Annotated in this window: 17 protein-coding genes; 1 reads left to right on the top strand and 16 read right to left on the bottom strand. The window is 72.4% G+C overall.

Going from position 1 to position 19715, the window contains the following annotated elements; all coding sequences use genetic code 11:
* Window positions 1–9: 9 nt before the first annotated feature.
* The 10 genes from NE235_RS32055 to NE235_RS32010 all read right to left on the bottom strand — a co-directional run bounded on the left by NE235_RS32055 (window position 10) and on the right by NE235_RS32010 (window position 11651).
* Entirely contained in the window at window positions 10–1230 is a 1221-nt protein-coding gene (locus NE235_RS32055) for an epoxide hydrolase family protein (protein WP_252809627.1), read from the bottom strand.
* A gap of 157 nt (window positions 1231–1387) precedes the next feature.
* Window positions 1388–2659 carry a glutamate-5-semialdehyde dehydrogenase gene (locus NE235_RS32050; protein WP_252809625.1) on the bottom strand — a complete coding sequence of 424 codons (1272 nt, stop codon included), beginning with the start codon at window positions 2657–2659 and terminating at the stop codon, window positions 1388–1390.
* 29 nt (window positions 2660–2688) lie between these two features.
* Window positions 2689–3837, bottom strand: coding sequence for a glutamate 5-kinase (proB, locus tag NE235_RS32045; protein ID WP_252809623.1), 1149 nt, complete (start codon window positions 3835–3837; stop codon window positions 2689–2691).
* 24 nt (window positions 3838–3861) lie between these two features.
* Complete coding sequence (obgE, locus tag NE235_RS32040) at window positions 3862–5292, bottom strand: GTPase ObgE (protein ID WP_252809621.1); 1431 nt, start codon at window positions 5290–5292, stop codon at window positions 3862–3864.
* Between the two features lie 85 nt (window positions 5293–5377).
* The gene (gene rpmA, locus NE235_RS32035) at window positions 5378–5635 is read right to left on the bottom strand and encodes a 50S ribosomal protein L27 (RefSeq protein ID WP_252778778.1); all 258 of its coding nucleotides are present in this window, start codon (window positions 5633–5635) and stop codon (window positions 5378–5380) included.
* A 9-nt stretch (window positions 5636–5644) separates the two neighbouring features.
* Window positions 5645–5959 (bottom strand): 50S ribosomal protein L21, encoded by a 315-nt coding sequence (gene rplU / locus NE235_RS32030; protein WP_252778779.1) that lies wholly within the window; start codon window positions 5957–5959, stop codon window positions 5645–5647.
* Window positions 5960–6171: 212 nt separating this feature from the next.
* Window positions 6172–8874: an Rne/Rng family ribonuclease gene (locus tag NE235_RS32025; protein ID WP_252809619.1), complete on the bottom strand. Its 2703-nt coding sequence runs from the start codon at window positions 8872–8874 to the stop codon at window positions 6172–6174.
* Window positions 8875–9040: 166 nt separating this feature from the next.
* Window positions 9041–9859, bottom strand: coding sequence for a TIGR03936 family radical SAM-associated protein (locus NE235_RS32020; protein WP_252809617.1), 819 nt, complete (start codon window positions 9857–9859; stop codon window positions 9041–9043).
* Window positions 9860–9927: 68 nt separating this feature from the next.
* On the bottom strand, window positions 9928–10551 hold the full coding sequence (locus NE235_RS32015; RefSeq protein ID WP_252809615.1) for a hypothetical protein: 624 nt from the start codon (window positions 10549–10551) through the stop codon (window positions 9928–9930).
* Between the two features lie 41 nt (window positions 10552–10592).
* On the bottom strand, window positions 10593–11651 hold the full coding sequence (locus tag NE235_RS32010; RefSeq protein WP_252809614.1) for a LacI family DNA-binding transcriptional regulator: 1059 nt from the start codon (window positions 11649–11651) through the stop codon (window positions 10593–10595).
* Between the two features lie 99 nt (window positions 11652–11750).
* Between NE235_RS32010 and NE235_RS32005 the strand changes: the two genes are divergently transcribed.
* The gene (locus tag NE235_RS32005; RefSeq protein ID WP_252809613.1) at window positions 11751–11951 is read left to right on the top strand and encodes a hypothetical protein; all 201 of its coding nucleotides are present in this window, start codon (window positions 11751–11753) and stop codon (window positions 11949–11951) included.
* 96 nt (window positions 11952–12047) lie between these two features.
* On the opposite strand, the gene NE235_RS32000 is transcribed toward NE235_RS32005, so the two are convergent.
* The 6 genes from NE235_RS32000 to NE235_RS38450 all read right to left on the bottom strand — a co-directional run bounded on the left by NE235_RS32000 (window position 12048) and on the right by NE235_RS38450 (window position 19679).
* On the bottom strand, window positions 12048–13970 hold the full coding sequence (locus NE235_RS32000) for a TIGR03960 family B12-binding radical SAM protein (protein WP_252809611.1): 1923 nt from the start codon (window positions 13968–13970) through the stop codon (window positions 12048–12050).
* 81 nt (window positions 13971–14051) lie between these two features.
* The gene (locus tag NE235_RS31995; protein WP_252809610.1) at window positions 14052–14450 is read right to left on the bottom strand and encodes a type II toxin-antitoxin system VapC family toxin; all 399 of its coding nucleotides are present in this window, start codon (window positions 14448–14450) and stop codon (window positions 14052–14054) included.
* A 1-nt stretch (window position 14451) separates the two neighbouring features.
* A complete protein-coding gene (locus tag NE235_RS31990; RefSeq protein ID WP_252778788.1) occupies window positions 14452–14715 on the bottom strand; it encodes a DUF6364 family protein in 264 nt (87 codons plus the stop codon).
* 162 nt (window positions 14716–14877) lie between these two features.
* A complete protein-coding gene (locus tag NE235_RS31985) occupies window positions 14878–16062 on the bottom strand; it encodes a hypothetical protein (protein ID WP_252809609.1) in 1185 nt (394 codons plus the stop codon).
* A 27-nt stretch (window positions 16063–16089) separates the two neighbouring features.
* Window positions 16090–17868 carry an ATP-binding cassette domain-containing protein gene (locus tag NE235_RS31980; protein WP_252809608.1) on the bottom strand — a complete coding sequence of 593 codons (1779 nt, stop codon included), beginning with the start codon at window positions 17866–17868 and terminating at the stop codon, window positions 16090–16092.
* The gene (locus NE235_RS38450; protein WP_252809606.1) at window positions 17865–19679 is read right to left on the bottom strand and encodes an ABC transporter ATP-binding protein; all 1815 of its coding nucleotides are present in this window, start codon (window positions 19677–19679) and stop codon (window positions 17865–17867) included. The genes NE235_RS31980 and NE235_RS38450 overlap by 4 nt, the downstream gene beginning before the upstream one ends.
* Between the last annotated feature and the right edge of the window lie 36 nt (window positions 19680–19715).

Raw genomic sequence — 19715 nt, 5'->3', positions numbered from 1 at the left:
CCCGGCGGCTCAGCGGCGGTCGCGGAAGGTGCGACGCAGGTCCTCGATCCACTCCTCGGGGGTCTCCCACGGGATGAAGTGGCCGCCGTGGTCGTGGGCGGTGAGGTTGACGTGGTTGTACCAGGCGGCACGGTCACTGTCGAGGAAGTGGCGGACCCGCTGCTCGGTGGTCACGCCCGGCGGGTTCTCGTACCCGACGAAGGTGATTCCGGTGGGCGCCTCCACGACCGGCCACCGGTCGTGCGACGGGGTCCACGGGTAGCGGTTGTTGTTGGCGTACGTGCGGATCGAGGTGCCGATCGCGTTGTTCACCCAGAAGATCATGGCGTGGGTGAGCAGGTCGTCCTTTGCGAAGACGGTCTCGATGTCGCCGCCGTTGTCGCTCCAGCTCATCCAGCGCCGCAGGATCCAGGCGAGCATTCCGGCGGGTGAGTCCGACAGCCCGTACGAGAGAGTGCTCGAGTCGAGCATGTGCGCGGCCAGGTGGACGGCGAACTTCCTGTCCAGGGCCACGACCTGAGCGTGGACGTCGGCGGGCAGCCCTTCGGGGATGGGCCGGCCGCCGCTGAAGTCCCAGGCCCGGTCGCCGTTGAAGAAGTCGAGCCGCAGGCCGGAGCCGATGTGGATGGCGTACAGCTCGTCGGCGTACTTGTGCCCGAGCTGCCCGGTGACCAGCGCCCCGACGTCGCAGCCGGCGGCGGCGTACCGCTCGTGGCCGAGGGTCTCGGTCATCAGGGTGTGCCAGAGGTCGGCGACCTTCCAGTAGTTCATGTCCGGGTGGTCCGGCAGCGGGGTGGAGAACCCGAACCCGGGGAACGAGGGCACGATCACGTCGAACGCCTCGGCGGGGTCGCCTCCGTACGCCCCCGGGTCGGCGAGCGGGTCGACGACCTTGGACCAGTGCCAGAACGTCCAGGGCCAGCCGTGGGTGAGGATCAGCGGTGTCGGGTCCGGTCCCGCGCCGGGCCGGCGCATGAAGTGCACCGGCACGCCGTCCACCGCGACGCGGTAGTGCTCGTACGCGTTGATCGCCGCCTCGGCCTTACGCCAGTCGTACTCGTCGCGCCAGTACTCGACGAGCTCCTGCAGGTAGGCGCGGCGCACGCCGTAGTAGGAGTCCTCGTTGCCCGCGTCGACCGGCCAGCGGGTGAGGGCGAGCCGCTGCCGCAGGTCGGCGAGCACGTCATCGGGCACCCGGATGGGCGTCGGCGTCAGGGGGAAGTCGGTCATGCTCGTCCTCACTGTTCGTTCCGGGACTCGCCGAGCTCGGCGACGCGGCGGAGGGCGGGCAGCGCGGCGCCGATCGCGGAGCGCTCCCCTGCGGGAGGGATGTGAACGAGCACGGCCCGGCCCCGTCACGGGGGTCGGGCCGCGTCGCCCACGGCGGTCAGGCGCCCCTGAGCTGGCCCTCGCCGGTGACGATGTACTTCGTCGAGGTGAGCTCGGGCAGGCCCATGGGGCCGCGAGCGTGGAGCTTCTGGGTGGAGATGCCGATCTCGGCGCCGAAGCCGAACTCCTCGCCATCGGTGAACCGCGTCGAGGCGTTCACCATCACGGCGGCGGAGTCGACGAGCGCCGTGAAGCGCCGGGCCGCCGACTGCGACGTCGTGACGATCGCCTCGGTGTGCGCCGAGCCGTACCTCCGGATGTGCGCGACGGCGTCGTCGAGGGAGTCGACGACGGCGGCGGCGAGGTCGAGAGAGAGGTACTCGGTCCCCCAGTCCTCCTCGGTCGCCTCGACGACGGTCGCGCCCTCACCCGCGTGCGCGCGGACCGCGGCGTCACCGTGCACGGTGACGCCCTTCTCCCCCAGGGCCCGCAGCGCGCGCGGGAGGAACTCCCCGGCGATGTCGCGGTGCACCAGGACCGTCTCGGCGGCGTTGCACACCGACGGGCGCTGCGTCTTGGCGTTCACCAGGATGTCCACGGCCATGTCGAGGTCGGCGGCCGCGTCGACGTACACGTGGCAGTTGCCGGTGCCCGTCTCGATGACCGGCACCGTCGACTCCTCGACCACCGAGTTGATCAGCGACGCGCCGCCCCGCGGGATCAGCACGTCGACCAGGCCGCGGGCCCGCATCAGGTGCTTGACGGAGTCACGGTCACGGCCGGGTACGAGCTGGATCGCGTCGGCCGGCACCCCGCCCGCGTCGGCGAGCGCCGCGCGCATGACCTCGACCAGCGCGGTGTTGGAGTCGTACGCCGAGGACGAGCCGCGCAGCAGCACGGCGTTGCCGCTCTTGAGGGTCAGCGCGGCGGCGTCGACGGTGACGTTCGGGCGGCCCTCGTAGATGATGCCGACCACGCCGAGCGGGACCCGTACCTGCCGCAGCTCCAGGCCGTTCGGCAGGGTGTAGCCGCGCACGGACTCCCCCACCGGGTCCGGCAGGGACGCGACGTGGCGGACCGCGGCGGCGATCGCGGCGATCCGCTCGTCGGTCAGGCTCAGCCGATCGATCATGTACTCGGAGATGCCGGCCTCCCGGGCGCGGGCGACGTCGGCGGCGTTGGCCTCGACGATCCGCGCGGAGCCGGCCACGAGGGCGTCCGCGATGGCGTGCAGCGCGGCGTCCTTGACCGCGCGCGGCAGCGGGGCCAGCTCGGCGGCGGCCTGCCTGGCGCGCCGCGCCACCTCGAGAACCTGCTCCTGACTGCTCATCTGTGTCCTCCTCCTGGCCGCGCCGGTCTCTAGGACCGGCGGGTCGCCGCCTGCTCGCCGACCAGGACGACCAGGTCGTCCCGGTGGATGATCTCGCGTTCGTACTCCGGGCCGAGCTCGCGCGCCAGCCAGCGCGTCGACCTGCCCATCAGCTCCGGGATCTCCGACGCGTCGTAGTTGACCAGCCCGCGAGCGACGACCCGGCCGTCGTCGTCGCACAGGTCCACGGGGTCGCCCGCGCTGAAGTCGCCCTCCACGCCGGTCAGGCCGGCGGGCAGCAGCGACTTGCGGCGGCGGACCACGGCCTCGACCGCGCCCGGGTCCAGCCGCAGCCGCCCCTGCCCGGTCGTCGCGTGCGCCAGCCACAGGCGCCGCGTCGACGGCTGGACACCGGCCGGATGGAAGTACGTGCCGACGTTCTCGCCCGCGAGCGCGGGACCGGCCGAGTCGGCGTTGGTCAGGACGACCGGGACGCCCGCGATGCGGGCCGCCTCGACCTTGGTCACCATGCCGCCGGTGCCGACCCGTCCCGAGCCGCCGAGGCGTACGCCGTCCAGGTCGGCGGGCTCGCGGACGTCCGTGATCCGCCGCGCGCCCGGCTCTCTCGGGTCGCCGGTGTAGAGGGCGTCCACGTCGGACAGCAGGACCAGCGCGTCCGCGCGGATGAGATGCGCGACGAGGGCGGCGAGCCGGTCGTTGTCGCCGAAACGGATCTCGTCGGTGGCGACCGTGTCGTTCTCGTTGACGATCGGCACGACGCCGAAGGCGAGGAGCTGTTCGAGGGTGCGCTGGGCGTTGCGATGGTGCGAGCGGCGCATCATGTCGTCGGCGGTCAGCAGCACCTGCCCGACGCCCAGGCCGTACCGCGCGAAGGACGCCGTGTAGCGGGCCACCAGCAGGCCCTGCCCCACGCTCGCCGCCGCCTGCTGCAGCGCCAGGTCGTGGGGCCGGGAGGACAGGCTCAGCGGGCCGAGCCCGGCAGCGATCGCGCCGGACGAGACGAAGACGACCTCACGGCCCCTGGACGCGCCCGGGCGGCCGTCGTCGCGGCGCCAACCGGCCAGGACGTCGACGAGCGCGTCGATGCGCGCGGCGTCGATCGACCCGTCCGGCGTCGTGAGCGAGGACGACCCCGCCTTCACGACGATCCGCCGCGCGCGGGTCACCGCCTCACGCACGGCGCGGCCCCCGCTCCACCGTCATCAGCGGCCCTCCAGGCGCAGGTCGGTGCCGCGCCGGCCGAGGGCCTGCTCGGGCCCGGCCGACACCTCGGGCTCCCAGTCGAAGACGATCGACTCGTCCTCGGAGCCGATGTACACCGTGGCGCCCGGCTCGGCGCCCGCCTCCGCCAGGCGCTCCTCGACGCCGAGCCGGGCGAGCCGGTCGGCGAGGTAACCGACGGCCTCGTCATTGCTGAAGTCGGTCTGCCGCAGCCAGCGGATCGGCTTCTCGCCGGTCACGAGGTACTCCCCGTCGGGGAGGGCGCGCACCTCGAAGTCGGCGCCGCCGACGGGCGCGGGCCGGATCACCAGCCGGGTGGGCTCCTCCACCGGCAGCGCGGCGCGGTGCGCGGCCACCATCTCGGCCATCGCGAAGCTCAGCTCGCGCAGCCCCTCGTGAGTCGCGGCGGACACCTCGAAGACCTTCAGCCCGCGCTGCTCGAACTCCGGGCGGACCAGCTCGGCCAGGTCCCGCGCGTCGGGCACGTCGACCTTGTTGAGCACGACCAGGCGCGGGCGGCCCGACAGCGGCTCGTCGCCCAGGGTGTCGTACGCGGTGAGCTCCGCCTCGATCACCTCGAAGTCCGACAGCGGGTCGCGGCCCGGTTCGAGGGTGGCGCAGTCGAGGACGTGGACGAGTGTGGAGGCCCGTTCGATGTGGCGCAGGAACTGCAGGCCGAGGCCCTTGCCCTCGCTGGCGCCCTCGATCAGGCCCGGCACGTCCGCGACCGTGTAGACGACCTCACCGGCGCTGACCACGCCGAGGTTCGGGGTCAGCGTCGTGAACGGGTAGTCGGCGATCTTCGGCTTGGCCGCGGACAGCGCCGCGATCAGCGACGACTTGCCCGCGCTCGGGAACCCGACCAGCGCGACGTCCGCGACGGTCTTCAGCTCCAGCACGACGTCGAGCTCCTCGCCCGGCTCGCCGAGCAGCGCGAACCCAGGGGCCTTGCGCTTGGCGTTGGCCAGGGCGGCGTTGCCCAGCCCGCCGTGGCCGCCGCGTGCGATGACGAACCGCGTGCCGGCTCCGACCAGGTCGGCCAGCACCTCGCCGTCACGGGTCTTGACGACCGTGCCGTTCGGGACCGGCAGCACGAGGTCCACGCCGTTCGCGCCGTTCTTGTTCGACCCCTGGCCCTGCTTGCCGCCGGTCGCCTTGCGGCTGGGCCGGTGGTGGTAGTCGAGGAGGCTGGCGGTGTTGGGGTCGACCTCCAGGATGACGTCACCGCCCCGCCCGCCGTTGCCGCCGTCCGGCCCGCCGAGCGGCTTGAACTTCTCCCGGTGCACGGAGGCGCAGCCGTGACCTCCGTTGCCGGCCTGGACGTGCAGGACGACCCGGTCGATGAACTGCGCTCCCGGCGGCCCGCTGTGACCGCGCCGCGCCGGCGCCGGCTGCGGCGTCTCGTCCGGCATGCCCTCCCCCTCCGTCAAAAAACGACGAGGGCGGACCGATCAACGGCCCGCCCTCGTCCTGGAAAAACCTGTCGCGTCGGCGGACCTACTCCGCCGGCGGGACGATGCTCACGGCGCGACGGCCGCGGTAACGGCCGAACTCCACCGCACCGGGGATCAGCGCGAACAGCGTGTCGTCGCCGCCACGGCCCACGCCCGGACCCGGGTGGAAGTGCGTGCCGCGCTGGCGGACGATGATCTCGCCGGCGTTGACGACCTGCCCGCCGAACCGCTTGACGCCCAGACGCTGGGCGTTCGAGTCGCGGCCGTTACGGCTGGAGGACGCGCCCTTCTTGTGTGCCATGTCTGCGACCTACTTTCCGGCCTTGATACCGGTGACCTTGACCTGGGTGTACGGCTGGCGGTGACCCATGCGCCGCTTGTACCCGGTCTTGTTCCGGTAGTGCATGATGTTGATCTTCGGGCCCTTGGTCGCACCAAGGATCTCGGCGGTGACCTCGTACTTGGCCACCTCGCCGGGCGCGCTGACGACGTTGTCGCCGTCAACGACGAGCACGGCCGGGAGCGTCACCGTCGAGCCGACCTCACCGGCCACCTTGTCGACGGTGAGCACATCGTCGACGGCCACCTTCTCCTGCCTGCCGCCGCAACGGACGATCGCGTACACCGCGGAACCTTTCCTTTGCGTGCCTCGGGCACGACTAACCGAACAAGCTCAGTTTGGAAGCTGCTGCCCGCACCCACCGGATCACCGGGGGCCTCAGGCGCGCTAACAACGGCGCGGGAAAGCGCCGGGTACCTAGACTACCGGATTCCCCTACCGCAGGTCGAACCGGCGGGCACCCGGCCGTCCGGACGGGACGACCGGGCGCCGCACGTTCACTCCGCCGCGGCCTCGGACCGCGCCCGCGGGGACCGCCGGGTGCGCCGCCGGCGGCCGTTGGTCGACGGCTCGGCGTCGAGCGCCTCGGACCCGGCCTCCTCGGCCCCCGCGGAGACCGCCTCGGGAACCTCGGCGGGACGCGCCTCCGCAGGGCCGGACGCGGGCTCCGCCGCCTCGTCGGCGCCGGCCGTCGCGGCCTCGGGCTCCGTCTCCTTGGCCTCGGCGGCCTTGGCGTCCGCGCGGGCCGCACGGCGCTCGGCGCGCGCGAGCTTGTCCTCGACCGCCTTCTCGACCTCGCCCTTGCGCTTCTTACGGCGGCTGGACGCGGTCTTCTCCGCCTTCGGCTCGACCGGCGAGAGGGTGACGTGGATGCCCCGGCCGTTGCAGCAGTCGCACGGCTCGGAGAACGACTCCAACAGCCCGCCGCCGACCCGCTTACGGGTCATCTGGACGAGCCCGAGCGAGGTCACCTCGGCGACCTGGTGCTTGGTACGGTCCCGCGACAGGCACTCGAGCATCCGGCGCAGCACCAGGTCGCGGTTGCTCTCGAGGACCATGTCGATGAAGTCGATGACGATGATGCCGCCGATGTCACGCAGCCGCAGCTGGTGCACGATCTCCTCGGCGGCCTCGAGGTTGTTCCGGGTGACGGTCTCCTCGAGGTTGCCGCCCTGCCCGGTGAACTTGCCGGTGTTGACGTCGACGACCGTCATCGCCTCGGTCCGGTCGATCACCAGCGAGCCGCCGCTGGGCAGCCAGACCTTGCGGTCGAGCGCCTTGGCCATCTGCTCGTCGATCCGGTACGACGTGAAGACGTCCTCGTCGTCGGCCCACTTCTCCAGCCGGTCGGCCAGGTGCGGGGCGACGTAGCCGACGTACTCCTGCACCATGTCCCACGCGTCGTCGCCCTGCACGACGAGCTTGGTGAAGTCCTCGTTGAAGATGTCGCGGACCACGCGGATGGTCAGGTCCGGCTCGCCGTACAGCATCGCCGGCGCGGACGCGGTCTTCGACTGGCGGTTGATGTTCTCCCACTGCGCGGCCAGGCGGGAGACGTCGCGGGACAGCTCATCCTCGGTCGCGCCCTCCGCCGCGGTGCGCACGATCACGCCGGCGTTCTCAGGCATGATCTTCTTGAGGATCTGCTTGAGCCGCGAGCGCTCCTTGTCGGGCAGCTTGCGGCTGATGCCGGTCATCGAACCGTCCGGGACGTACACCAGGTAGCGGCCGGGCAGCGAGATCTGGCTCGTCAGCCGGGCGCCCTTGTGCCCGACGGGGTCCTTGGTGACCTGCACCAGCACCGACTGGCCGGACTTCAGCGCCGACTCGATACGGCGCGGCTGGCCCTCCAGGCCCGCGAGGTCCCAGTTGACCTCACCGGCGTACAGGACGGCGTTGCGCCCCTTGCCGATGTCGACGAACGCCGCCTCCATCGACGGCAGGACGTTCTGCACCTTCCCGAGGTAGACGTTGCCGATGTAGGACTGGTGGCTGGACCGGTCGACGTAGTGCTCGACCAGGACCTTGTCCTCCAGCACGCCGATCTGCGTGCGCTCGCCCTCCGAGCGGATCACCATGATGCGCTCGACCGACTCACGGCGGGCCAGGAACTCCGACTCGGTCACGATCGGCGGGCGGCGGCGGCCCTGCTCACGGCCCTCCCGGCGGCGCTGCTTCTTGGCCTCCAGCCGGGTCGAGCCCTTGACGGCCTGAACCTCGTCCTCGACGACGCGCGGCTCGCGGACGTGGACGACGGTGTTCGGCGGGTCGTCGGGGGAGATCTCCTCGGTGTCGGCCCCGGAACTACGGCGGCGGCGCCGGCGACGGCGACGGGTGCCGCCCTCGCCCTGCTCGTCGTCGGCGTCCTGTTCGGACTCCTCCTCGGCCGGCTTCGACCCGGCCTCGGCCTCGTCCTCGGTCCGGTCCTCGGCCTCCTGGCCGTCACGCGCCTTGCCCCGGCCCCGGCCGCCCCGGCGGCGGCGCCGGCGCCCGGACCGGTCCGTGCCGTCCTCGTCCTCGTCCTGCTCGTCCTCCGGCTCCTCCGGAGCCGGCGGGGCCTCGACCTTGACATCGGCCTTGGCCTTGACGTCGGCCTTGGCCTTCACGTCCGTCTTGGCCTTCGCCTCGGCCTTCGGCTGCGCCTCGGCGCGGGACCGCGACCGCGGCGCCGCCTCCTCCTCGGGCAGCTGCGGCGGCTGGAAGACCGGCATCGGCGGCTGGAACGCGGCCTCGGGCACGGCGGGCGGCGGCCCGGCGGGCCTGGTCACGGCCCCGGCCGGAGCCACCGGCTCCGGCGCAGGCGGCGCGAACGGCTCCGGCGCGCCCTGCGCCGACGGCTCGGGCGCGGGCTCCGGCGCGGCGGCGGCCTTACGGGTCCGGCGGGCCCGGGTGGTCTTGGCGGGCGCGCTCGCGGCGCCCTCGTCCTTGGTGCCCGGGGCGTCCCCGCCCTGCGCGCCGGTCGCGGCGTCGCCCGGGGTGCCGCCGGACGCGGCGTCGCTCGCCCCCGGCGGCGTGGCCTCCGCGGCCGCAGCCGCGGACCGGGTCACCGGCCGCGGGCCGGCGACCTCCTCAGGCTCCGGCGGAGGGCCCGCCGGGCGGCTCGCGCGCCGCGGGCGGGTGGTCTTCTTGGGCTGTTCACCGGTTTCGAGGATGTTGTCTCCGGTGCCGCCGGCGGCGTCACCGAACTCCTTGTCAAGCATGCGGGCTGTCTCCCGTCAGGCTCCCGGGCGCGACCCGCGAGGGGTGCGCCGCACAGGAACTCTTCGTTTGTCGTTGTCGCCGGCATGGCCCTGGTGGACCGTGCCGACAAAGTCATCAGGGGTGCGCCCGGCCGTCCCCGAGGATCCATGCGCCGCACGAATCCGTTTACGACTGGGCGCCGACGGCGTCCGGCGCCGCTGCTCGTACGGCGTCCGCGCTCGCGGCGGCGTCATCGCCTGCCGGTGCGGTCTGCCGGTCGGAGGCCAGCGGGTCGGTGAGCTCACCGGTGGAATCGTCGAGCGGCCCCTGCGCCAGCCGCGTCACCATGGGCGGTGACGGCGGCGCGAGGTCGGCCACCTGACGAAGGCCGGTGAGGACGTCGTCCGGTCGAACAGCGGGTGTCGTGTGCCGAACAACCATTCGAAGTATGGCACAGTCGGCATCCGCGTCCTGGGTGGCACGCCGGTCGACCTCGCACGCGATGACCGCGGCGCGAGCGTCAAAACGCCGGCGTCCCTTCTTCGTGAGGCGCTCGACCTCGATCTCATCGGCCGCCGTGAACGCACGGACGGCCGCGTCGGCGACGTCGGGGGCGACGCCGTCGAGGCGCACGAGCCACCGCGATGCCTCCAGGCGGTCCGCCAGCGCCCCGGCCCCCGCCTCGACGACCTCGAGAATGTCGAGCCCGTCGGGCAGTACTGCGTCGAGGGCGGCCCGGACCTGCTCCGGATCGCGGTGGGCGGTGAGCCCGATCTCGAGATACTCCGCCTCACTGGCGACCCCGGTTGCCGCCGCACCCGTGTAGGAGATCTTCGGGTGCGGAGAGAATCCGGCGCTGAAGGCCACCGGGATCCCGGCACGCCGTACGGCGCGTTCCACGGCCCGGGAGATGTCTCGGTGGCTGGTGAACCGCATCCTGCCGCGCTTGGCGTACCGCACGCGCAGGCGCTGGGTCACTGGGGCCGGCGCCGGGCCCTCCGGCATGGGTGCCAGGGTTTCGGTCCTTCCTACTCGTGCCAGTCCAAAAGTCTCTGTCTCCTAAGAGTACGGGGTCACGGGCGCCGTGTATCCAGCCCCAGTGCCCGGAACACGGAACGAACGGCCGCTCCGGCGGGTTTCAGGATGTTGACACGCACCCATCTGGCGGGTGTCAGCACGGTGACACGCCAGACGACGGCGAGCGCGCGGAGGACCGGCCGCAGGAAGACGCGCCAGAACCACCGCACGGGCCGGACGAGGAGATGGAACAGCACGACTCCGGCGAGCCGCCAGAGGTGGGCGACGCCGCGGCCCAAAGCGGCCAGCAGCGGCCACGCGGCGCGCCACAGGGCGGCCAGGCCGCGGCCGATCCAGTGCGCCGCGTAGGCGAACGGCAGGAGGACGATCGCCAGGCACCAGGCCAGGGCGCGCCCGACCGGCCGCAGGAGGTAGCGGTACACCGCCCGGCCCAGCGGCGCGAGGATCGTCTCGGCCACCCAGCGCAGCGGGAGGATCACCAGCACCCGCACCAGCCAGGCGACCGGCCGGATGAGGCCGTGGTACACGAGCCATCCGAGCGGCCGCAGGACGTACCTGCCGACCAATCGCCCGATCAGGGCGAGCAACTCCCACAGCAGCCGGATCGGCACGACGATGATCATCGCGGGGACGGTGATGCAGCCCGGTGCTTCGTTCACGCCTGTCCGACGCGCGATCCCCCGTTCCCGTTCCGCCCTCGTCACGCGCCGTCGCCGCGCGGGGGCGCGGTGGTGCGGCGGACGATGAGTTCGGTCGGCATGAGCACGCAGGGGGCGGGTTCCCGCGAGGGCTCGAGGAGCAGCCGCCCCGCCGTGGTGCCCTTCTCTGTGATCGGCTGGCGGATGGTGGTCAGTCCGGCCGGGGCGGCGGCGGGCACGTCGTCGAAGCCGACGACCGACAGGTCCCGGGGAACCTCGATCCCCCGCTGCGCCGCGACGTCCAGCACCGCGAACGCCACCTCGTCCGTCGGCGCCAGGATCGCCGTCGGCCGGGGGATCCGGTCGAGGATCCGGGCCGCGGCTCGCCAGGCGAGCTCCCGGTCGTTCGCCGTACGGTCGACGACGACGTCCTGCCACTCCAGGCCGGCCGCCAGGCAGGCGTCCCGGTAGCCGGCCACCCGGGCGCGGCCCGCCCCGAACCGCAGGTCACCCGGCCGGTCCAGGTCCAGCCAGTCGCGGTCGGTCCGTCCCGCCTCGGGCTGCACGCCGAGCGCGGCGACCCGCCGGTGCCCGAGGCCGAGGACGTGTTCGGCCGCCGTGCGCGCGGCGACCCGGTCCTCGATCCCCACGAACGGCACGCCCTCGACGTACGGGTAATCCACGGTGACGACGGGGAGACGGCGGCGCAGCACCGTCTGGACGAGCGGATGGCCCTCCGGGGAGAACAGGCAGAAACCGTCCACGACCGCGTCCGCGATCACCTCCTCGGCGACGTCCGGGGACGGCCAGCCGATGAGGTGGAGTCCGGTGCCGGACTGTTCGGCCACGCTGGCCAGGCCGCGCAGGAAGCCGACGGCGTAGGAGTCGGCGAAGGCGTACGACAGCTCCTCAGTGAAGATCACTCCGATCACCCCGGCCCGGCCCCGCCGGAGCGTGCGGGCCGCCGGGTGCGGGCCGGGGTAGCCGAGCTCCCCCGCCACCTCCAGGATCCGTCGGCGCAGCTCCTCGTTCAGCTGGTCAGGCCGCGAGAAGGCGTTGGACACGGTGGTACGTGAGACGCCGACCCGATCGGCGATCGTCTGTAGTGTGACGCGTTGCACGGGACGCCACCTTAGTTCTGAATTGATTAAGAAGGGGGCAGGACGTACTCTTGAGGAGGTAACTGAATCGATAAAGATGATTCAGGGAAGGAGATCAGGATGAGTCCGCTGCAGGTCGTCACGTTCATCTCGGCTCAGGAGAGCATGCGCTCCCAGGCCCAGTCGGCCCTGCCCGACGCCCCCCGGGTGCCGTACGTCCCCGAGGAGCCCCGCACGCCGGTCGTCCGCACCGCCCTCGCGGCGCTGCTCCGGCGCACCGCCGACCGCGTCGACCCCTGCCTGGAGCCGTCGGTGGGATGACGGTGACCATCGAGAGCGTCCCGCCGGCCACGGCGGACGCCGACCCCGCGCGATCCGGCGGGCCCCCTCGGGCCCGCCGGATCTTTTTCTTAGGCCTCAGACCACCGTCAGTGGGAGGAGCTTCTTGCCGGTCGGGCCGATCTGGATCTCGGTGTCCATGGTCGGGCAGACGCCGCAGTCGTAGCACGGCGTCCAGCGGCAGTCCTCGACCTCGGTCTCGTCGAGGGCGTCCTGCCAGTCCTGCCACAACCACTCGCGGTCGAGGCCGGCGTCGAGGTGGTCCCAGGGCAGCACCTCGACCTCGTCGCGCTCCCGGACGGTGTACCAGTCCAGATCGACCGGCTCGTCGGCGAGCGCCTTGTCCGCACAGGCCGTCCACCGCGCGTACGAGAAGTGCTCGCTCCATCCGTCGAACCGGCCGCCGTCCTCCCACACCGCCTGGATGATCTTCCCGACGCGGCGGTCACCGCGGGACAGCAGCCCTTCGATGATCGACGGCTGGCCGTCGTGGTAGCGCAGGCCGATGGCGCGGCCGTACTCCTTGTCGCGCCGCAGCGCGTCCTTCAGCGCCCGCAGCCGCCGGTCGACGGTCTCGTGGTCGCACTGGGCCGCCCACTGGAACGGCGTGTGCGGCTTCGGCACGAACCCGCCGATGGAGACGGTGCAGCGGATGTCGCGGCGGCCGGTGGCCTCCCGGCCCGCCCGGATGACCCGCTTGGCCATGTCCGCGATCGCGAGAACGTCCTCGTCCTCCTCGGTCGGCAGCCCGCACATGAAGTAGAGCTTGACCTGCCGCCAGCCGTTCTCGTACGCCGTGGTGACGGTACGGATCAGGTCGTCCTCGCTGACCATCTTGTTGATGACCTTGCGCATCCGCTCCGACCCGCCCTCCGGGGCGAACGTCAGCCCGGACCGGCGCCCGCCGCGGGAGAACTCGTTGGCGAGCGTGATGTTGAAGGCGTCGACGCGGGTCGACGGCAGCGACAGCGACGTGTTGCTGCCCTCGTACCGGTCGGCGAGACCCTTGGCGATGTCGGCGATCTCGGAGTGGTCGGCGCTGGACAGGCTCAGCAGGCCGACCTCCTGGAAGCCCGACTCCTTCAGCCCGGTCTCGACCATCTCGCCGATCGTCGTGATCGACCGCTCGCGCACCGGGCGCGTGATCATGCCGGCCTGGCAGAACCGGCAGCCGCGCGTGCAGCCCCGGAAGATCTCCACGCTGTACCGCTCGTGCACGGTCTCGGCCAGCGGCACGAGGGGCTTCTTCGGGTACGGCCACTGGTCGAGGTCCATGACCGTGTGCTTGGCCACCCGCCACGGCACGCCCGGACGGTTCGGCGCGACGCGCTGGATCCGGCCGTCCGGCAGGTAGCTCACGTCGTAGAACTTCGGGACGTAGACCCCGCCGGACCTCGCGAGCCGCATCAGCAGCTCGTCCCGGCCACCGGGCCGCCCCTCGCCCTTCCACTCGCGGATCACCTCGGTGATCGCCAGCACGACCTCCTCGCCGTCGCCCAGCACGGCGGCGTCGAGGAAGTCGGCGATCGGCTCGGGGTTGAACGCCGCGTGCCCGCCGGCCAGCACGATCGGGTGCTCGTCGGTCCGCGCCGTCGCGCGCAGCGGAATCCCCGCCAGGTCCAGCGCGGTGAGCATGTTGGTGTAGCCCAGCTCGGTGGAGAAGCTGACCCCGAACACGTCGAACGCCCCGACCGGCCGGTGCGCGTCCACCGTGAACTGCGGGACGCCGTGCTCGCGCATCAGCGCCTCGAGGTCCGGCCACACGCTGTAGGTCCGCTCGGCCAGCACGCCCTCGCGCTCGTTCAGCACCTCGTACAGGATCTGCACACCCTGGTTGGGCTGGCCCACCTCGTACGCGTCCGGGTACATCAGCGCCCAGCGCACGTCGCAGGAGTCCCAGTCCTTGACGGAGGAGTTCAGCTCCCCGCCGACATATTGAATCGGCTTCTGCACCTTGGGGAGCAGCGGCTCCAGCCGGGCGAACAGCGACTCGACGGCCATGACGGAACGCCTCCGAAGACGAATATGGGATCCCCCTCACCCTACCGGCGCGAGCCCCTCCCCCGACCGCCCGCCCGCCCCTCAGATCTTCTGGATGAGGGGCGGGAATGCCGCTTCCGAAGCCGCGACGAGCGCCTCGATGTCCACCGGATCACTCGTCAGGATCATGGCCGCCTCCTGTTCGAGCGCCGTGGCCACGACAAGGGCGTCGACGGCGTCACTCGTGCCGGTGCGCCCCAGCAGCTCACCGGCGCGCTTGGCGACCCTCTCGGACGGCGACTGGATCACGCAGCCCTTCAGGAAGCGCGCCAGCACGGCTTGGCGAGGGCCGCTTCTCCAGACCTGCGCCAGCACCGGTGTGCTGACGATGAGAACACGTCCGCCTCGGCCTCTCTTCTCCAGTGACCAGGCGGCCTTGCTGCGCGCCTCGGCGCTGATGAGAACTCCGGCGTCGAGCACGGCATGGGTGGCAGCGATCACTTCAGCTCGCCGCCCTCTTCATCTTGCGCTGATGCGCTTCTGCGGCCTGCCAGATCCGCTCCGCCTCGATGAGCTCCTCCGGCGTGAACGGCCCTTCCTCCTCCTCGAACCACTGGACGGCCTCCTCACCGGCGCGCTGGCGGGCGAGAGCAGCGAGGAAGTCGGCGATGACGGCGGAGACCGAGGTGCCTTCCTCCTCGGCCTGGCGCTTGACCATCTCCGCGAGTTCCTCGGGCAGGGTGATGGACAGTTTTCTCATCGCCATGTCATCGATCCTACTCGAGTAGGATCGCGCCACCCAGGCGAAATACGTTGGCCGCGCGGGTGCGGCCTCTAGGGTTGTGAGCACGCTCCGCACACCAGTGATTACTCTCGAACGTAGCCACTCGTTTACGTAAAGTGACGGGCGTGGTGATCCATGCCGCGGTCAGCCGGTGTACCAGTCGAGCATCGCCCGTCGCAGGAGCGCCGCCGTCCGCGGCATGGGATCGCTGCGCTGCGCCTCATCGAGCGTCCGGAGGTAGCCCTCCAGCAGTTCGGCCTCCGCGGGCTCCAGGAGCGCGCGAGGGTCCTTCACGGGAGCGGGGCGCCCCGCCTCGGCGAGCTCCCACAGACGCTCGGCGCTCCGGTCCAGTTCCAGCCGCCGTCCCGCGCCGGTGATCGCGCCGACGCGCCGGTCGTCGGCCCAGAGCCCCTCGATCGCCTCGACGATCGCCTCCGCTCGTGCCGGCAGCGGCACCGCCAGTCCCTCCCAGACCAGGTGCCGTCCGGCGTCGGCCTCCCAGGGCACGTCGGAGGGCAGCAGCGCGGGTACGGCGCCGGCGGCGATCGTCTCCGCGACCGTGGCGCCGCTCGGCCTGGTGATCACGAGTCGCGCCTTGGTCATCAGGTCGGACAGATCCGTCGCGCCGTGGAGGATCTCGATGTTCGAGGGAGTGCTCCGCAGGGGTGAGTCGGCGGCCTCCCGGCCGGCGCACACCACGACGCGCACGTCGGGAAGCCGCCGCTGCAGGGCCGAGCACATCGCGACCACGTCGTCGAGGGGGATGAAGGGGCGGGCGCCGACCGCGGCGACGATCAGGTTCCGCTCCGCCGCCGGTGGCCCGGGACGCCGGAACCCGGACCGGACCGGCATGCCGATCGCCCGTTGCCGGGCCCGGTCGGCCGGCGGCAGGATCAGCTTGGGGAACACGCCGGTGTAGATGTCGATCCGCGGGTGGGCGAGGGCCGGGAACTCGTAGAAGTCGGTGTTCACCGCGATGATCGGGCCGTCGAAGCCGTCCCGCCGGGCGAGTTCGGCGAAGAAGTAGGCCGCCCACGGATGGACGCCGATCAGAACGTCGACGTCCGGGAGCGACAGGTCCGGCAGCATGTCCCGGGCCATCTCCGGTTCGAGCTCCGGGTGCTCGATCACCGGCGGCAGGACGGGCAGACGCCGGTTCGCGTACTCACGGAACATCCGGAACAGCACGTCCCTGGCGACGACCGAGTCCTCGGGCCACAGCGCGAACTCCTCGCACGTGTGACCCCGCGCGACGCCTTCCTCGACGATCGCCAGGCTCACCGACTTGTGGCCGGAGTCTCCTACGTCGGAGGCGTAGGCCATGCGCATCCAGATCAACCCCTTCCTCGGCGACGACTACTCATAGACGCGGGCGTGCATGCGGAACAGCTCGGCGTACTTCCCTCCCGCCGCGAGGAGATCGGCGTGCCTGCCGGTCTCGGCCACCCGCCCCTGGTCCAGGACGACGATCAGGTCGGCCTTGTGGACCGTCGAGAACCGATGGGAGACGAACAGCGTGATCGCGCCCCGGCGCTCGGCCGCCCGCCGCGCCGACTCCCGGTACCGCTCGAAGATCGCGCTCTCCGCGGCGGCGTCCAGGGCGGCGGTGGGCTCGTCCATCACCAGCAGCAGCGGCTCCGTCCGCATGAGGCTTCGCGCGAGCGCGACCGACTGCCACTGGCCGCCCGACAGTTCGGTACCGTCCCCGTACGCGGTGCCGACGAGACCGGACAGTCCCGCCGGCGGCTTCGTCGCGATCCTGCCCGCCCCGGCGCGTTCGAGGGCGCCGAGCACGGCGGTGTCGTCCCCGGACCGTGCGAGGTCGCCCAGCCCCACGCTCTCCCGCAGCGTCAGCTGGAACCGGGAGAAGTCCTGGTACATCACGGTGAGGTTCCGCCGCCAGGCGGCGGGTGCCACGTCGCTCAGGGGGATCCCGTCGACGAGGATCGAGCCGCTGGTGGGGTCGTACAGGCCGCACAGCAGCTTCACCAGCGTGCTCTTGCCCGCGCCGTTCTCCCCGACGACGACCACGGTGCCGCCCGCCGGCAGGTCGAGCGTGACGTCCCGCAGCACGGGCGGCCGCCCGGCGGAGTACCGGAAGCCGACGCCTTCGAGACGGATGCCGCGCCGCAGCCGGTCCGGGACCGCGCGTGCCGCGCCGGCGGGCTCCGCGACGTCCTCCGCGCGCAGGCGGTCGAGCCGCCCGGCCGTCCGTCCCGCCGTCTGCAGTGTGGACAGCAGGCTCAGGGCCTCGGACACCTGGGCGCTGACCTGGACGGCCAGGGTGATGATGAGGACCACGTCGCCCAGCCGCGCGTGATCGCGCGCGGCGTACGTCGCCACCAGCAGGACCGCGCCGCCGTACGCCAATCCGAACACCGTCTGACCGGCGGCCCGGACGGCGGCGGCGCGCCGGTGCGCGCGCCAGGACGCCGCGGTGATCCGCCTCCAGAGCGCCGCCTGGAGGCCGGCCAGTTCCCGCTCGGCGCGGTACAGCCGCAGCTCCTTGACCGAGCCGGCCGAGGTGGCCAGCCGCAGGAGGTGGTTGACGAGGCGGGTCCTCTCCGCCTCGGCCTCCTGAGCCCGGTCGATGATCCGCTGGGCCCAGCGGCCGGCGATCACCGGGGGCAGCGCCGCGGCGAGCAGCAGGACCAGCAGGGGGCTCACCCGGGCGAGGATCACCGTGGCGACGGCGGTCTGCAGGAGGACGCCCCCGAGTTGCAGCACGGCCGCCAGGGCCATCCTGATGTTCATCAGGTCCTCGCGCACCAGCCGCAGCGTGTCGGCGAACTCCGGGTCGTCGAACCGGCGCAGCCCGTCCGGCCGTCCGGCCAGGTCGATCAGGGTGGAGTTGAGCGTCTCCTCCTCCATCTCGCCCAGCTCGAAGTACGACAGGTGGGCGAAGTGGGCCATCATCAGCTCGAAGACGAGCAGGACCGCGGCCGCCAGCGCGGCCCAGAGCGCCCGGGGGTCGTGGGCGACGGCCCGGTCGGTGAGGACCTTCAGGCAGACCGCGATCAGTGGGGTCGCCACATAGCCGACGAGCATGAGCAGGGCGGCCCGCACGAGGCGGCCGCGATCGGTCCGCCACGCCAGCGTCAGCAGCAGGCGCACGGCGCGGCGAATGTCGCTCATCGCGCGAACCTCTCGGCCTGCAACGCGAACAGCTTCGCGTACCGCCCGCCGGAACCGACGAGGCCTTCGTGGTCACCGGCCTCGACGACGCGGCCACCGTCGAGCACGACGATCCGGTCGGCGTGGCGGACGGTGGAGAAGCGATGCGCGACGAGCACGGTGGTGAGTCCCTCGGTCAGTTCGAGGAACCGGTCGAAGAAGCGGGTCTCGGCGCGGACGTCGAGGTGGGCCGTCGGCTCGTCCATCACGAGGACCGACGCGCCGGCGTGGACGGCGTACAGCGCCCTGGCCAGCGCGATGCGCTGCCACTGGCCGCCGGACAGGTCCTGCCCGCCGCGGTACCGGGACGACAGCGGCGTGTCCAGGCCCGCGGGCAGCCTCTCGATCAGGTCGAGCGCGCCCGCCCGTTCGGCCGCGTCGAGCAGTGCCGTGTCGTCGCGGGGCAGGTCGGGCGCGCCCATGCGGATGTTGTCGGCGGCGGTGAGGTCGTACCGCAGGAAGTCCTGGAAGACGACGGCGAGCCGGCGCCGCCACGCGTGGACGTCGAGGTCGCGCAGGTCGCGCCCGTCGACCGTGACCCGGCCGCGCTGCGGGTCGTGGAGCCGGGCGAGCAGCTTGATCAGCGTGGTCTTGCCCGCGCCGTTGAGCCCGACGATCGCGGTGGAACGGCCCGCCGTGATCTCGAGGTCACACCCGTCGAGGACGGGAACGGGCGCCTCGTCGTAGGCGAAGACGACGCGCTCGAAGGCGATCGAGCGGCGCGGCGCGGCGACCTCTCCGTGCGGCGCGGCGACCTCTCCGCGGGCGGCCTCGGGAGGGGATGCGGGAGGAACCGCGTAGCGTTCGAACTCGAGGATCGCCCGCCGCGTCTCGAAACCGTGCTGGGTCTTGATGTCACTCTCGGGGAAGAAGACGCCGAAGCGCATGGCCACGAGCAGGCACTGCACGCCGATGGACAGGGCCCGCAGGTCCACCCGGCCCGCCACGGCGGCGCGCTCCAGCAGCACCATGGTCAGTCCGCCGCCGGTCAGCGCGATCAGGGAGTACCCCACGAAGGGCCCGAAGTAGATGCGGCGGCGCCGCGCCCACATCGGGGCGAGGTAGGCACGCGAGTCGGCGCGGTGGCGGGCGCGCAGCCACGGCAGCAGTCCCAGGACGCGCAGCTCTTTGGCGTCCGCGGCGCCGAGACCGACGTCGAGCAGGTAGTTGATCTTCCGGCGCGCCCCGGCCATGCCGGTCCACGCGGTCGCGAACCGGGCGAGGGATCCGCGCTGGGCGAAGCGGACGACCAGCGCGGTCGCGGCGGCGACGAGACCGGCCAAGGGGCTCAGCTCGACACCGACGAGGACGACCGCGCCGAGGAGTTGCACGTAGCGGGCGACCAGCGCGATGGCCCCGGCCACCGCGGCGCCCGGCGTGGGTGCCGCGCCCTCGAACGCGGCGTTGACGTCGCCGAGCCGGTCCATGACCTCCGGCCGTTGCAGGTCGGCCATCGGGGTGCGCGCGACGGCCGAGGTGACGACGTGGTTCAGGCAGCGTTCGTCGACCCGGCGTGTCACCAGCTCGGCGAGCGCGGCCTGGAACGGGGCGAGCGCCTGCTGCGCCAGCAGGGCGGCCATGGCCAGACCGGCCGGGGCGACCCACGCGTGCGGGTGCGCCGTGTCCGGGAGCGCGGCCAGCATGGAGCTCGTGCAGAAGATGAACGCGATCGGCAGCAGGCCGGTGACGAGGCTGTGCGCGATGGCCGCCGCCGCGGGCCCGAACCCGGCGTGGGGTACGAGCCGGGCGATGGCCGGCCATCGATGTGTCACAGGCCGGCGCCTCCGCGTGGGTGGACCGGCGCGCTC

The organism is Actinoallomurus spadix, assembly GCF_024055725.1.
GTDB lineage: Bacteria > Actinomycetota > Actinomycetes > Streptosporangiales > Streptosporangiaceae > Actinoallomurus > Actinoallomurus spadix.
This window is presented reverse-complemented; position numbering and strand designations above follow the sequence as displayed.

Bases quoted from the DNA above. Each gene is read 5' to 3' on its own strand.
- NE235_RS32055 (WP_252809627.1), bottom strand. From the start codon at position 1,230: ATGACCGACTTCCCCCTGACGCCGACGCCCATCCGGGTGCCCGATGAC.
- NE235_RS32050 (WP_252809625.1), bottom strand. From the start codon at position 2,659: ATGAGCAGTCAGGAGCAGGTTCTCGAGGTGGCGCGGCGCGCCAGGCAG.
- obgE (WP_252809621.1), bottom strand. From the start codon at position 5,292: ATGCCGGACGAGACGCCGCAGCCGGCGCCGGCGCGGCGCGGTCACAGC.
- rpmA (WP_252778778.1), bottom strand. From the start codon at position 5,635: ATGGCACACAAGAAGGGCGCGTCCTCCAGCCGTAACGGCCGCGACTCG.
- NE235_RS32025 (WP_252809619.1), bottom strand. From the start codon at position 8,874: ATGCTTGACAAGGAGTTCGGTGACGCCGCCGGCGGCACCGGAGACAAC.
- NE235_RS32020 (WP_252809617.1), bottom strand. From the start codon at position 9,859: ATGCCGGAGGGCCCGGCGCCGGCCCCAGTGACCCAGCGCCTGCGCGTG.
- NE235_RS32005 (WP_252809613.1), top strand. From the start codon at position 11,751: ATGAGTCCGCTGCAGGTCGTCACGTTCATCTCGGCTCAGGAGAGCATG.
- NE235_RS32000 (WP_252809611.1), bottom strand. From the start codon at position 13,970: ATGGCCGTCGAGTCGCTGTTCGCCCGGCTGGAGCCGCTGCTCCCCAAG.
- NE235_RS31990 (WP_252778788.1), bottom strand. From the start codon at position 14,715: ATGGCGATGAGAAAACTGTCCATCACCCTGCCCGAGGAACTCGCGGAG.
- NE235_RS31985 (WP_252809609.1), bottom strand. From the start codon at position 16,062: ATGCGCATGGCCTACGCCTCCGACGTAGGAGACTCCGGCCACAAGTCG.
- NE235_RS31980 (WP_252809608.1), bottom strand. From the start codon at position 17,868: ATGAGCGACATTCGCCGCGCCGTGCGCCTGCTGCTGACGCTGGCGTGG.